General features: G+C 32.7%; 10 protein-coding genes. 7 read left to right on the forward strand and 3 right to left on the reverse strand.

The features are described from left to right. The first annotated feature begins 265 nt into the window (after nucleotides 1-265). The 5 genes from GFU93_RS08520 (at nucleotide 266) to GFU93_RS08540 (ending at nucleotide 7,985) form a co-directional block, all read left to right on the forward strand. Nucleotides 266-1,129 carry a hypothetical protein gene (locus GFU93_RS08520; RefSeq protein ID WP_160542970.1) on the forward strand — a complete coding sequence of 288 codons (864 nt, stop codon included), beginning with the start codon at nucleotides 266-268 and terminating at the stop codon, nucleotides 1,127-1,129. A gap of 120 nt (nucleotides 1,130-1,249) precedes the next feature. Next, nucleotides 1,250-2,557: a hypothetical protein gene (locus tag GFU93_RS08525; RefSeq protein WP_160568728.1), complete on the forward strand. Its 1,308-nt coding sequence runs from the start codon at nucleotides 1,250-1,252 to the stop codon at nucleotides 2,555-2,557. 128 nt (nucleotides 2,558-2,685) lie between these two features. Beyond that, on the forward strand, nucleotides 2,686-4,191 hold the full coding sequence (gene glpK, locus GFU93_RS08530; protein ID WP_160568730.1) for a glycerol kinase GlpK: 1,506 nt from the start codon (nucleotides 2,686-2,688) through the stop codon (nucleotides 4,189-4,191). Nucleotides 4,192-4,682: 491 nt separating this feature from the next. Further along, a complete protein-coding gene (locus GFU93_RS08535; protein ID WP_105296444.1) occupies nucleotides 4,683-5,432 on the forward strand; it encodes a hypothetical protein in 750 nt (249 codons plus the stop codon). A 177-nt stretch (nucleotides 5,433-5,609) separates the two neighbouring features. Further along, on the forward strand, nucleotides 5,610-7,985 hold the full coding sequence (locus GFU93_RS08540; protein WP_160568732.1) for a hypothetical protein: 2,376 nt from the start codon (nucleotides 5,610-5,612) through the stop codon (nucleotides 7,983-7,985). Nucleotides 7,986-8,051: 66 nt separating this feature from the next. On the opposite strand, the gene GFU93_RS08545 is transcribed toward GFU93_RS08540, so the two are convergent. The 3 genes from GFU93_RS08545 to GFU93_RS08555 form a co-directional block, all read right to left on the reverse strand. Beyond that, the gene (locus GFU93_RS08545; protein ID WP_160568734.1) at nucleotides 8,052-9,026 is read right to left on the reverse strand and encodes a D-glycerate dehydrogenase; all 975 of its coding nucleotides are present in this window, start codon (nucleotides 9,024-9,026) and stop codon (nucleotides 8,052-8,054) included. A 66-nt stretch (nucleotides 9,027-9,092) separates the two neighbouring features. Further along, entirely contained in the window at nucleotides 9,093-9,812 is a 720-nt protein-coding gene (locus GFU93_RS08550) for a 3-ketoacyl-ACP reductase (RefSeq protein ID WP_160566127.1), read from the reverse strand. A gap of 19 nt (nucleotides 9,813-9,831) precedes the next feature. Then, a complete protein-coding gene (locus GFU93_RS08555; protein WP_160568736.1) occupies nucleotides 9,832-10,815 on the reverse strand; it encodes an aldo/keto reductase in 984 nt (327 codons plus the stop codon). A 581-nt stretch (nucleotides 10,816-11,396) separates the two neighbouring features. Here GFU93_RS08555 and GFU93_RS08560 point away from each other — a divergent pair. Together GFU93_RS08560 and GFU93_RS08565 are read left to right on the forward strand one after the other, a co-directional pair. After that, nucleotides 11,397-13,589, forward strand: a complete 2,193-nt coding sequence (locus GFU93_RS08560) for a glutamine synthetase III (RefSeq protein ID WP_105296449.1) — start codon at nucleotides 11,397-11,399, stop codon at nucleotides 13,587-13,589. 258 nt (nucleotides 13,590-13,847) lie between these two features. Beyond that, nucleotides 13,848-15,485 (forward strand): fumarate hydratase, encoded by a 1,638-nt coding sequence (locus GFU93_RS08565; RefSeq protein ID WP_160568738.1) that lies wholly within the window; start codon nucleotides 13,848-13,850, stop codon nucleotides 15,483-15,485. Nucleotides 15,486-15,549: the final 64 nt, after the last annotated feature.

Consider the following 15,549-nt stretch of genomic DNA (forward strand, 5'->3'; position numbering starts at 1 on the left):
TTAAGAAGTTTAACAAAATTGAAAATAACCCTTTCATCAAACAGTAAAAAACTACTTATCAAAATTTCACCTAATTAAAATTTAAAAATTAGATACGCGTCAATCGTTTACTATCACATTTCATTTTTTAATCAGATCCTATTAATAAAAATAATCTTATAAAAAACACGAAGTAAAAAATCTAGCCATTAGTTGATCAATAAAGAATAAATAAACGAGTCAAAATAAAAAATAAAATAAATATTAACGTTACAAAAAAAAGATCATGAAAAAACTAATACTTGCACTATTAGTAGTTGGATTCACTTCCATGAATGCTCAAAAATTAGCAAAATCAGGGAGTAGCTACAAACTAAAAAAAGTTATTCCTGTTGAAGGAAGACAAGGTATTGCTATAGACAAAGATTACTACTATGTATCAAGCAGCACCGCTTTATTCAAATACGATAAAAATGGGAATCTAATTACAAAAAACGATAAACCATTTACCAAATTTGAAAAACAAGTAAATCATTTCGGAGATATCGATATTTATAATGGAGAAGTTTATACCGGAGTAGAATTTTTTGATTCTGGAGTTGTACGCAACATTCAAATTGCCGTTTACGATGCTGAAACTTTAGATTATAAATATTCTATAGATTTTGGAGAAATTGAACAACCGGAAGTTAGTGGTATTACTATTGACAGAAAGAACAACATTGCTTGGATGTCTGATTGGACTTCCGGATGGTATGTATACAAATATGATTTAAAAACTAGAAAATATATTGGTAAAGTTCATTTACAACCCTCTCCGCAATGGCAGCAAGGGGTTTATCATATTGATGGAAAACTTTTAATAACTTCTGATGACGGGGATTCCGATATTCCGGAAGCAGATAATGTTTATATTGCTGACGTAAGCGATCCGAACCAAACTCGTGCGGAAGTTTCTTTATTTAGATCAATTCCTGAATTTAAAAGAGCCGGAGAAATTGAAGGTCTTTCAATTGATCCTGTAACCAATGACCTTGTTATCCTTAATAATAGAGGAGCAATCATTAAAATGGGTATGCCGTCCGGATTCTACCCAGGCTATGACAGAGAAATTCACGAATTGTATATTTTTGAAAAAACTAAAAAATAATTCTCTTTCGTTCCACTTATTAACATAAAAAGATAAGGCAAAGCATTGAATACCAAATCTTTGCCTTATTTCAACAACTACATTACGAAACCAATTAATTACTAAACAAAAACAACTAACATGAAATTTAAACGCAGTTTATCTCTTTTCTTTACGGCAGCATTTATTTTAGGCTATGGCCAAAAAGCCTCCCTGGATAAATTCCAACAAGACAGCGATTCTATTAAAAAAAGACCTTCACTTGTGGAACGTATGAACAGCGATAGCTCCCAACTTTCTCAAGGTATTAAGTTAAATTTTATTAAAGAATTAACGGGAGGAGATGAAAATAGCTTTACTCCTACTCTGAAATACGGAATCGGTATGGTTCTGGAAACTATTTACCAACAAGTTCCTAGTGAAAAAGGACCTCATAAAGAAGCAAATTCAAGCTATAATTTTCAACCGGCTGCATTCAAAATAGGATTCTTACATACAGATATGGCTATATCTCCTAAATTGAGCGCTAGCATAACTTGGAACCTACACGCAAGCAAAATTTCTGATGCTTTCATTAAATATAACTTCAATCCGTTGCTTAATTTACAGTTAGGACGTTTTAAAGGAGCCGGAAACAGAGCTGCTAATGAAACATCTGCTTATGACTTAGATTTAGCCGACTTTACTTATACATCTGAAAATCAAAGTGCAGCTCAAGGAGCTCCTGATTTAAGACATTATGGTATTAACGTTTCAGGTAACGTTAAAAATTTTGTACGATACGCCTTCTTTTTGCATAATAGCGACAGCAATCGAGACAGATATTGGTCTTCATTCAACGATGGTCCATCGGAAGGACAAGGAAACCACGGTTTAGAATTTAAAAGCTGGGATGCATCCCTACGTTTTTTCCCTGTAAAAAATGTTGAATTCGGTGGTCATATGGGTGCTGTTAATCTTCCGGGAATGGGCTTTAAACAAACTTGGGCTTATTCAGGGTTTTTATATTATATAAATCCTAACAAATACAAATTTAAATTTGATTACGGTACTTACAAAAATGTACGATTTACAAGCGTTGATGAAAATGGAAATACTATATTTGTAACCCCTAACAATATGGATTATACTAAACATGATTTTGTTAAGGTTAATAAGTTAGGTTACTCTTTATTAGCAGGATTTAATATTACTCCAAAAATTGAACCTGTTGCAAGATTTGAATATTTCAATCAAGGAAATAAAGATATTTCCGGATTTGACTATGAAAAGCTTTACTTATATACTGCCGGGGTGAATTTTTATTTATACCCTAACAGTCCAAGAATGGCAAAAATAACAGCGTTCTATCAGCATAGAGCGGAAACCGGTGGACCAAGCATTGCTAATGATTGGTTCGGATTGAGTTACCAAATCGTATTATACAATAATACGAAAGGAGTTTTTTAACATAATAAAAAACATATAAAATTTAAAATACATTTAAAAAAAGATCTTTAAATTACTAATCATCCTATTTTAAATGTATTTTTTGTTTTATTTTATACGGACAAATTAAATAACTAAAATCAATAAAGATGAAAGAAAAATTCATTTTAGCTTTAGATCAGGGAACTACATCTTCCAGAGCTATCTTATTTAATCATGGAGGAGAAATAGTATCGGTTGCACAAAAAGATTATACCCAATACTTTCCAAAACCGGGATTAGTGGAACATCACCCTGAAGAAATTTGGTCTTCGCAAATGTCTGTTGCTGCCGAAGCAATAGCTAAAAAAGGTATATCCGGATTGGATATAGCTGCGATTGGTATTACCAACCAAAGGGAAACCACAATTGTATGGGATAGAGAAACCAGTGAAACCATTTACAATGCTATCGTTTGGCAAGACAGAAGAACTTCCAAATATTGTGATGAACTTAAAGAACAAGGTTTAACTGATATGATCCGAGAAAAAACCGGTTTAATACTGGATGCGTATTTCTCAGGTACAAAATTAAAATGGATATTGGACAACGTTCCGGGAGCAAGAGAAAAGGCTGAGCAAGGAAAACTTTGTTTTGGTACAGTTGATACTTGGTTGGTATGGAAACTTACCAGAGGAAAAATGCACGTTACCGACGTTTCTAATGCTTCTCGTACCTTATTGTTTAATATTCATACTTTGGAATGGGATGAAGATTTATTAAAATTATTCAACATTCCTAAATCTATGCTTCCTGAAGTAAAACAAAGCAGTGAAGTGTATGGTGAAACCTCCACTACTCTATTCTCAACAAAAATTCCTATTTCAGGTATTGCCGGAGATCAACAAGCTGCTTTATTCGGTCAATTGTGTACAAATAAAGGAATGGCGAAGAATACATACGGTACAGGGTGTTTCTTATTAATGAATACAGGTGAAAAACCGGTTTTATCTAAAAATAATTTATTAACTACTATTGCGTGGAAAATTAATGGTAAAACTTATTATGCGCTTGAAGGTAGCGTTTTCGTTGGTGGAGCGGTAGTTCAGTGGTTAAGAGACGGAGCTAAAATTGTTAAAACCTCTGCTGACACTGAAAATTTAGCTAAAACTGTTTCTGATAATGGTGGGGTATATTTTATTCCTGCATTAACGGGCTTAGGTGCTCCGTACTGGGATCCCTATGCTCGTGGAGGAATTTTAGGAATTACTAGAGGAACTACCGATGGACACATTGCCAGAGCTACTTTAGAAGGTATTGCATACCAAGTGTATGATTTAATAAAAGCTATGGAAGCTGACTCCGGCGTTCATGAAATTGAACTTCGAGTTGACGGGGGTGCTTGTGCTAACAATTTAATGATGCAATTCCAATCTGATATTTTCGGATTTAATGTAATTAGACCTAAAACATTGGAAACAACTGCTCTAGGTGCTGCCTATTTGGCCGGTTTAGCTGTTGGTTATTGGAAAAGCATTGATGAACTTCAAGCTCAACGATCTGTAGACCGTGTATTTACACCTGAAATGGATAAAGATAAAGCCGAACATTATTTAAAAGGTTGGAAAAGAGCGGTAAGCAGAGTACTTAATTGGGTTGATGATGAAGACAAATAAAGTTTTCACGCAAAGACTTTCATTTACTATAAAAATTATATAAAGCAAATTAAAGAAGTAATTAATTAATTGCTTCAACAAGTCAAGTTCTTAGCGTTGGTTTTTGTGATTTTTTGTAAAACTAATTACAATTAGAAACAGTAACTAACAATATAGTTTCTATGGATTGATTAATCATACCCGTAGCATAGTTATAGATGGTTTTACTGATGCTAATTCTGAACCTAAATTTCAAATTTTTGCAGAATTCGGCATCTGTAAATCTATCTATAAAATATATTATAAAATTTAGACAAGATAATTATCAGCTTTATAATAATCTCTAAAATATTTGTACTAAATATCCTATTTTTTTAATCTAATTGATACAAAAGTTTCAATATGTTTCCGAATAATTAGCAAGAAATTATATATTCCGATAGAATATTTATATTTTTACACTCAAATTTCAATGCTGATTTAAAATAAAAAACAAACTAAAATCCATTAATATGAAAAAAATTCTTATTTTACTTACACTTCTTATATCTTCTATTTCATTATATAGTCAAGAAATAGAAAGATTAGATTTCAATCTTAGTTTACGATCCAACCACTTTTGGAGAGGTATAACTGTAACAGACGGTGCAATGGCCGACGTAGACATAAATTATGCTTTAGATCATAAAAAATATCTAAAATTGGGAGTTTGGGGCGGTATAGGTCTCGGGGATACAAACGGACAACACTATCATGAAATTAATTACTATCTACACTATAGTACGGGAAAATGGGGTGTCGGTGTATGGGATGTATTCAATTCTACCGGAAGATTAAAAGATGCTAAGGATAATGACATTTGGAATTATGATCACAAAACAACCGGACATCGATTTGATTTCAGAGGATATTTTGTTTTCTGTGACAGCTTTCCTTTAAAACTGGATTATGGAACTTCTTTTTACGGAGCAGACAGAAATGAAAAAGGAGATCAAAGATGGTCTACTTATACCGGACTAAATTATCCTATTATAAAAGGTAAAGTGGTGGATCTAGATATATTCTGCGGTGCTGCTTTTGGTCTTGCAGGAAAATCTAGCTTTTACGGTAATGAAAAACACGATTTCGACATTGTAAATGCCGGAATTACAGCTTCTAAAGATGTTACGGTTCTCGGATATAAATTACCTGTTTCTGCCACAGCCATGTGGAATCCTTCTCGCAAAGAAGCAAGAGTCCAAATCGCCACTTCATTATTTTAAAAAAAATTTTTAATTCAGATATAAAAAAAGCCGGTTTATAATAAATCGGCTTTTTTAGTTATTAAAATACTTTAAACCATTTTCGTATAAAAAATAATTTTATAAATTTACGTTTTCAGTACAAGCTAAAAATTCGGATTTTTTAATCAATTGAAGCAAAAAAGATTATTTCTATAAATGCAAACATCTATAAGAAGCTACTTAGTTCTATTATTTTTTCTCTTTTTTTCTCTACATCTTTTCTGTCAAATACACATTAAAATTGTAAATATTGAAACCAATCTACCTGTTGAAAAAGCTTTTATTTACAATGAATCAAATAGCCTGTTAGGATTTACCAATGCAGAAGGAATGATTACTTTAGATAGTAATATAAATAAAATAATCATTCGTGTTGATGGTTACTTGCCTAAAATAGAAATGATCGGCAAACTGGATAAAACTATTTATTTATTTAAAAAAATTAAAAAAAAGAGTGATCCAAAGGCTGTATCTATACTAAAAAAAGTATGGGAAAAGAGCAGTAAAAATAATGCTGATCATCTCAATGCGTATAAGTTTGATTCGTATGTAAAATTTACTTTAGACATGCCTTCTGATTCCGTTACTTATATTAATCATCCTAAAAGAAAACTGGATACTTTAAACAATAAATTAAAAGGATTTTTAGAAAAAAGCATGGTTTTTATTGGTGAAAGAACTATGCTTTATGAATATGATAAAAAATATGGTAAAAAAGCCATTGTAACAGCTTATAAAGCAGGAGGATTTAGTAATCCACAATTTTTTAATTTTTCCATTGCAAAATCAATGGCCAATGATTATCCTGAAATGCTTAAGCCCAGGGAAACGCAGGGAACTATATCCCGATTGGTAGACAGTGTCTATATTAACAACAGAAAAACATATGTTATCTATACTTATTCTCATGGAAAAAGTGAAGCTCAATTTTACAAAAATCTAACTGTTTTTGTAGATTCTGAATCGTATGCGCTCGTAAAATTAATTGGCAATAATTCTAAAATCTCCAATATATACTACGAAATAACTTATGCTCCCTATGAAGGAATTTGGTATACAGAAGATGAATATATGAAGACAGAAATTTTAAGCAGTAATTTCATCAAAAAAATAAATAAACTACTGCCTAAGGGATTGCATTCTATAACTCGATTAACTACTACGGCAACCATAGATTCTCATGTAACCAATTTCACTAACGATGTTTCTTATACTGCTAATGACTTCAAAGGATATGAATATGTTATCTCAAAAGAAGTTTCCCACAATGCAGATGAAAAAATTTCAGCACTGCGAGACGATTCTTTAACTCATCGCGAAGCTACTACTTATAATGAATTATACCGAATATCAAAAGAATACAAACTGGAACCTAAATTACGATTTTTAAGAAAACTTACCGAGGGGGATCTGGAATTGGGATTTTTTAATTTTGATATATACAGTATATTTAGTCATAACCTGTATGAATCTTTCCGTTATCAACTAGGAGGACATACTAACCATAAATTCAGTAAAAATACTCGTATTGGAGGGTATATAGCTAAAGGAACCCGAGATGAGGAAGTTAAAGGAGGTGCAGATGTAACATTTTTTGTTAATAAGCACCAAGGTGGAGAATTATCTATAAAAGCAGAAACCGATGTGCTGCCGGTGGGAAGAACCAAAATTAAGTATTTAACTCCAAAAGATGAGCTTACGGCTAAAACCAATAATATTTACAACGGTGATTATTTTAGCTATAGGAAAGTAGAATTATCGTATCAACAAGATTTTTTAAAAAATATTGATATTACTTTTGCGGTTGATTTCCAAAGACAACGGGTGAATTTTCATTATAAATTTAAAGATTACGATGAAAGTACTTGGTTTAACTATGTTAATACTGCCATACGTTTACGATATGCTCCCAATGTAAAATATATCGAATCAAATAACGGAAAATATACATTACAAGATAAGCCTCCTTATTATTATTTTACTTACGCTAAATCTTGGAAATTATTTGAAAACAGTACAGGTATTCATCGTTTATACCTCTCGGCTTTATATACTTTTTTGTCCAAATTAGGTAAAACTGAAATTATCGGGAATATAGGAGCCACTTTCGGAGATACTCCAATTATAAATTCTTTCGAGGGCAACGGGGTTGCGAAGCACGGAAACAGTATTTGGGGTAGATTTGCTTTTAAAGGCTTTCAAAGTTTTGAAACTATGAGACCTTCCTCCTTTTTTTCAGATAGATTTATTTCTTTTCAATTTACCCACCATTTCCGTCCTTTACGCGTAAGTGAATTTAAATCTCTACATTTTGCCGTATTATACAATGGTCTTATAGGATGGATGCCGAATAAAGATATTCATTCGCTTTTTGAATTCGATGTTCCTAAAGATTATTACCAGGAAGTTGGTTTTGAAGCAAATAAGCTATTATTAGGCCTGGTAGGTGTTGGCGTATATGCTCGTTTAGGCGCTTATAAAGTTGGGAATTTAGATCAAAATATGTCTATTAAGTTAACTATGGAATTATAATTTTCAAATAAACACATATTGATTTTACAAGCTCATACATTACTATAAATCAATATAATATTTTAATTATTTATATACTTCGGGATTAACGACACAAGGTAATTTTTCTCCTTTTAAACCGGCAATAATATTTTTAGCACACAAAGCCGACATCGCATTTCGCGCTTCTATAGTTGCTGATCCGATATGAGGCGTAACCGCAACATTTTCCATGCTTAATAAAGGGTTATCTGCTTTCATGGGTTCGGGATCTGTTACATCTAAACCGGCTCCCCAGATTTGACCTTCTTGGATGGCCTGTATTAAATCTTTTTCATTAACTATGGGACCTCTGGCCGTATTTATTAAAATAGATGTTTTCTTCATTTTTTTAAACGCCGTGGCATTAAAAATACCTTTATTTTCATCTGTTAAAGGCGCATGTAAACTTATTACATCCGATTGTTCCAATAATTCTTCAAAAGAAACATAATGCGCTCCTAATTCTTTTTCGGCATCTTCTTGTTTATGCCTATTATTATAAAGTATATTCATCCCATATGCATTTTTACATTTTTGAGCCATTTTGATTCCTATACGTCCCATACCAAATATGCCTAAGGTCTTTCCATTTAATTCTTGCCCTAAATATTCTACTGATAAAAAACCGGGCTTCCAATTTCCTTCGATTATCCTTCGATAATTAAAAAAAGCTTTTCTGGAAACATTCAACAGTAACAAGAAAGCAATGTCTGCCGTTGCATTACTGAGAACATCCGGGGTATTTCCCACTGGTATGCCCAAACGTGTGGCTGCTTGGATATCGATATGATTATAACCAACCGAAAATGTGGAAATAACTTTCAAATTTGTAACTTCTTTAAAAAAACTTTCCGGCACAGGAGACATCACATTTATATATGCGTCGGATTGTTTACATTTATCTATTAATTCTGCAAGGGTAATAGGTTCCGAATTTGTCCACATTTCGACCTCATAACCTGCCTTTTTCAGCATGTCTACTCCTACTTCCGGTATTTTGCCGGATATAAATACTTTCATATATTTTAAATGTTAAAATAATAAAGTCCGGTATATTAGCCGGACTTTATCTATGGGTTTATAATTTTAAGGATTGGTTGACCATAAAGATGCATTTGCCAACAAGGCTCGTTTATTTAACTTAAGAATATCAACCACTAATTCTGCAAAATCTTCCGGCTGTAAAACTTTTTCCGGATTTCCATCCGTAATTTTTAATAATTTTACAGACATGTCTGATGCAATGGTACTTGGTGTAAGAGTTGTAACTCTTATGTTGTGTTTCCTCATCTCATACATCAATGATTCCGACAAGGATATTAAACCGGCTTTTGAAACACTATAGGCTGAAGTGTTTGCGCCCCCTTTTAATCCAGCCGTGGATGAAACATTAATGATATCTCCTCCTTTTTTTTCAATCATTGCAGGCAAAACTGCTCTTGACATGAAATAAGGTCCGAAAAGATTGGTTTGTACAATATTTTGCCACTGATCAACAGGCATATCCAAAAAACTTTGAAATGCTGAAATTCCCGCATTGTTGATCAAAATATCAAAGGATCCGAAACTGTTTTGTAATTTTTCCATTTCCGTTTCAACTTCTTTTTGATTGGAAACATCAAAAATTGAATATGCAGCTTGTATTCCTTTTCCTTCTAATTCCTTTACAGTTTCCTTAACTGTTTTTTCATCTCTTCCTGTAATAGCTACATCTACCCCTTCAGCAGCCAGAGCTAAAGCCACTGCTTTTCCTAATCCTCTGTTTCCACCTGTAACTATTGCTTTTTTACCTGTCAGTTTTTCCATAATAATTCTTTATATGATTTTATAATTTTGCTAATTCCGAATCGATAAAATCCATTTGTTCTTTGCTGATTTTTACTTCAGCAGCTTTTGCATTTTGTTTTGCTTGTTCTGCATTTCTTGCTCCGGCCAAGGCTATGGTAATACCCGGTTGTTCAGCAGTCCATTTTAGTACTAACTGAGCCAGTGTTGCTCCTTGATCATCTGCAATATGTTTAATTTTAGCCAAGAAATCATCAATTCTTTTAATACTATCCGGTTGGTACATCTTCATATCCCTTCGGGCATCACCTTCTTCAAATTTATGATCCGGTTTAATTTTGCCGGTTAATAATCCTCTTTCCATTGGACTATAAGCTAAGATAGACTTTTTATTTTTAATACAGTAAGGAACTATATCTTTTTCTATTTTACGATTTAACATGCTATAAGGAACCTGATCGGAAAGTATTTTGCATGCTTTATTTGCTGCTTCAATTTGTGAAGTGGAGCAATTACAAACGGATGCATGACGTACTTTTCCTTGCTCGATTAATTTTGCAACTGCTTCAAACGTTTCTTCAATGGGTGTAACGGTTTCCGGCCAGTGCAGTTGATATAGATCTATATAATCGGTTCCTAAACGTTTTAAACTTTGTTCGCATTCATGGATAACACTTTCCTTTCCAGCATATTTATATATATCGATATCTTTTCCTGAATTGTCTTTACTGTGCATGGCTAAATCTCCTTTAGCTAAATCCCAACGCATTCCAAATTTAGTTAAAATTTGGACTTTATCTCTAGGAATTCCTTTTATAGCTTCTCCTACTATAGATTCACTGGTTCCTTGTCCATATATAGGAGCTGTATCGATAGATGTTATTCCTGCATCGTGAGCTGATTTGATTGCTTCAACGGCAACTTTTCTTTCTGTTCCTCCCCACATCCAGCCTCCGGCAGCCCAAGCTCCAAAAGTTATTACCGATAAAGATAAATCTGAATCGCCTATTTTTCTATGTTCCATGTTTTTTAGGTTTTTGATTAATTTTAATTATTGTTGTTATTTTTATCTTTTTAATCTTATCTTTTATAAGATTTATTTAAAATTATTAATGAAAATATTATACCAACGCAAGATTTTATAAACAAAAATTTTACAATTATCCAGTTTTTATAATTATTTTAAATATTCTATCTTTTCAATTCTGTTTCTCTAATTTTATTTCATATAAAAACCGTATTAAAATATTTTATCCACAATACAGTGAAAAATTTATCCATTCGTAACATATTACAAGTTAACTATTTATTCATAAATTATTTTTCTTTCTTTTATTATTCTTAATAGAGCCCGATAAATAATAAATGAATATAAAATAATTTATTTTTTTTATACATTTTGTTTTTATGACATTCTCATATTAAAATACTTATTACTTGTTTATTTTATTTTATTTATTAAAATTGAAGTTTTTTTTTGATAATATGTTAAGAATTCAATGAATGATTTTTAATAAAATTCTTTTAATTGTGTGTAAAAAATGAGGGTTATTTGATTTATTTTGATATTATAATTATATTTACCCTCTAAAAAAAATACCTTTTATGTCAACATTACGTTTTTATGCTTTAAAAAGGCTTCCTTATTTACAGCCTAAACATATAGAAATTCCAAAAAAATTATCTGAGCTATATTGCGAAAATGTCTTTTCAGAATCCACCATGCGTGAATATCTGACTAAAGAAGCTTATCAAAGCATTTTAGATGCGATAAAATATGGAAAGAAAATCACAAGAGAAATTGCAGATCAGGTTGCTGTTTCCATGAAAGAATGGGCTATGTCTAAAGGTGCTACCCATTATACACACTGGTTTCAACCTTTAACGGGAGAGACAGCTGAAAAGCATGATTCTTTTTTTAATCCTATTGGAGAAGGTCGGGCCATTGAAAGATTCAGCGGATCCTTATTAATTCAGCAAGAACCGGATGCTTCCAGCTTCCCTAATGGTGGAATACGTAATACATTCGAAGCAAGAGGTTATACCGCCTGGGATCCTACTTCACCTGCTTTCATTATTGATACAACGTTATGTATTCCTTCTATTTTTGTTTCTTATACCGGTGAGACTTTAGATTATAAAACTCCTCTATTACGTGCATTACAATCGGTAGATGAAGCCGCAACTGAAGTGTGTCAAGCCTATTTCGATAAAAATGTAACCAAAGTTTATTCTACTTTGGGTTGGGAACAAGAATATTTTTTAGTGGATTCTTCTCTTTTTCAAACCCGTCCGGATTTAGTTTTAACGGGAAGAACTCTTCTAGGTCATGCTCCTGCTAAAGGTCAGCAATTAGAAGATCATTACTTCGGCTCTATTCCAACTCGCGTAAGAAATTTTATGAAAGAGTTGGAAATTGACTGCATGAGATTGGGTATACCTGTAACAACCAGACATAATGAAGTTGCTCCGAATCAATTTGAATTAGCTCCATTATTTGAAGAAGCAAATTTAGCGGTAGATCACAATTCATTATTAATGGATGTCATGAAAAAAGTAAGCCGCAGACACGGTTTAAGCATTTTATTTCATGAAAAGCCCTTTGATGGTGTTAACGGAAGCGGAAAACATAATAACTGGTCGCTTTCAACAGATACCGGAGAAAACTTATTGAGTCCCGGAAAGAACCCTAAGAAAAATCTCCAGTTCCTTACTTTTTTCATCAATACTATTAAGGCTGTACATGACTATGGTGACTTATTGCGTTCTTCAATTGCATCGGCTGGTAATGATCACAGGTTAGGTGCTAATGAAGCTCCACCTGCTATTATTTCTATATTTATTGGATCTCAGTTAACCGCTGTTTTAGATGAGTTGGAAAAAGTTACTAAAGGAAAACTTTCCCCGGATGAAAAGACTGATTTAAAATTAAATATTGTCGGAAAAATCCCTGAACTATTACTTGACAATACAGACCGTAACAGAACTTCGCCTTTTGCATTTACCGGAAATAAATTCGAATTCAGAGCTGTCGGATCTCAAGCTAATTGTGGTGAGCCTATGACCGTTTTAAACACTATAATGGCTTATCAATTACAAAAATTCAAAAAAGAGGTTGATGAATTGATTGCTAAAGGACTTAAAAAAGATGAAGCAATATTTAATATTCTTCGTGACTATATTACTGAATCAAGATCTATATTATTTGAAGGAGACGGTTATAGTGAAGATTGGGTTAAAGAAGCGGAAAAAAGAGGATTGGAAAATAAAAAAACTACTCCTGAGGCATTAAAATTTGAATTAAACAAAAAATATATTGAGCCATTTGAAAAGCTAAATATTTTATCTCATAAGGAAATTGAAGCCAGAAATGAAATCAAATTGGAAAAATATTCTAAAATGATCTCAATTGAAGCAAAGGTATTAGGAGATATGGCTCGTAATCACATTGTTCCTGTGGCTGTTGATTATCAAACTAAATTGATTGAAAATGCAAAAGGCTTAAAAGATATTTTTGGTGAAAATGAAATGAAATCCATGTGTAAAGAGCAATTGGATCTTATTAAAAATATCTCTTCTCATATTACTGAAATTAAAAGCGGGGTTGATAAATTGTTTAAAGAAAGAGACAAGGCCATCGCTATTTCAGATCCTGCTAAACAAGCTGAAACTTTTTGTAATAAAGTTAAGCCTTTATTTGATAAAATCAGAGAACATTCTGATGCATTGGAAATGCTGATAGACAACGAAATGTGGCCATTAACAAAATATAGAGAATTACTTTTTACGTTAAGATAGGCTAAATTGATTTAATTTTCAATAAATATTTATTATAGAGAGGGTTGAAGAATTATCAACCCTCTTTTTTTAATCTTTTTCTAAATATTTCTCTTATAAAATTATAAATATAAACCACTATTGAAAAAAAATGTTTTTTCTTTATTTATAATGATTATAAATTTCGTACTAGTCTTTAAAAGCGGTAAATGTCATGTTTTATAAATCTATTAATCTATAATTTTAGCGCTGTTAAATTTATAAAACTAGGCTTACTATATGGCAACACCGGATTTTAAGTATCAAGAAACTTTTGAACAAGGAAAAGATCTTACAGAATACTATTTACTAACTAAAGATTATATCTCAACCTCTACATTTGAAGGAAAAGAAATTCTTAAAATAGAACCGGAAGGTTTAACTTTGCTGGCTCAACATGCATTTCATAATGTTGAATTTTTACTTCGTCCGGAACATCAAAAACAAGTAGCAAGTATACTATCAGATCCGAGCGCCAGTGAAAACGACAAGTTTGTGGCTCTTACTTTTTTACGAAATTCTGAAATCTCAGCTAAAGGAATTCTTCCTTTTTGTCAAGATACCGGAACAGCGATTATTATGGGAAAGAAGGGCCAACTGGTATGGACCGGTGGAAATGATGAAGAAGCTTTATCTAAGGGAATATACAATACTTTTACATCTGATAATCTGCGTTATTCTCAAAATGCTCCTTTAGACCTATATAAAGAGGTGAATACAGGAACCAATCTTCCCGCTCAAATTGATTTATATGCAGTAAACGGACAGGAATATAAATTTTTATTTGTTGCAAAGGGAGGAGGTTCGGCAAATAAAACTTATTTATATCAAGAGACTAAAGCATTATTAAATCCCGATAAATTATTTCCTTTTTTAGTAGAAAAAATGAAATCGTTGGGTACTGCTGCTTGTCCTCCTTATCATATTGCTTTTGTAATTGGAGGAACATCGGCTGAAACTAACTTGAAAACAGTTAAGCTTGCTTCTACTAAATATTATGATAACTTGGCAACATCAGGAAATGAAGGCGGGCGTGCTTTTCGGGATCTTGAAATGGAAAATAAGCTATTGAATGCCGCTCGTGAATTAGGGTTAGGCGCACAATTCGGGGGTAAATTTTTTGCACATGATATCAGGGTTATACGACTACCAAGACACGGAGCATCTTGTCCGGTTGGAATGGGTGTTTCTTGTTCTGCCGATCGAAATATTAAAGCAAAAATAAATAAAGACGGTATTTGGATTGAAAAATTGGAAGATAATCCAGCCCGATTAATTCCGGAACAATATCAAAAGGCGGGAGAAGCCGGAGGTGTTAGGATTGATTTAAATCGGCCGATGAAAGAGATTCTATCCGAATTGTCCCAATATCCTGTTTCTACTCGGCTATCTTTAACCGGAACTATTATTGTAGGACGGGATATCGCTCATGCGAAACTGCAAGAAAAATTGGATAATGGAGAAGAGTTACCGCAATATATAAAAGATCATCCTATTTATTATGCCGGACCGGCTAAAAGACCTGCCGGGTATGCTTCGGGATCTATGGGGCCCACTACTGCCGGAAGAATGGATTCTTATGTGGATTCTTTCCAATCCCATGGAGGCAGCTTAATTATGATTGCAAAAGGAAACAGAAGCCAACAAGTTACAGACGCTTGTCATAAATACGGCGGTTTTTATTTAGGAAGTATAGGGGGACCTGCTGCAATTCTTGCACAAACTAATATTAAACATTTAGAATGTTTGGAGTATCCCGAACTGGGAATGGAAGCTATTTGGAAAATAGAGGTTGAGAACTTTCCTGCTTTTATTCTCGTGGATGACAAGGGTAATGATTTCTTTCAACAGATAAAAAATACTTCGTGTAACTGCTAATTAATTTTATCTTTATATTTTAAAAAGCAGCTTATATTATTAAGCTGCTTTTTATCTATATAGA

It is taken from the genome of Apibacter sp. B3546 (assembly GCF_009827885.1).
Lineage (GTDB): Bacteria > Bacteroidota > Bacteroidia > Flavobacteriales > Weeksellaceae > Apibacter.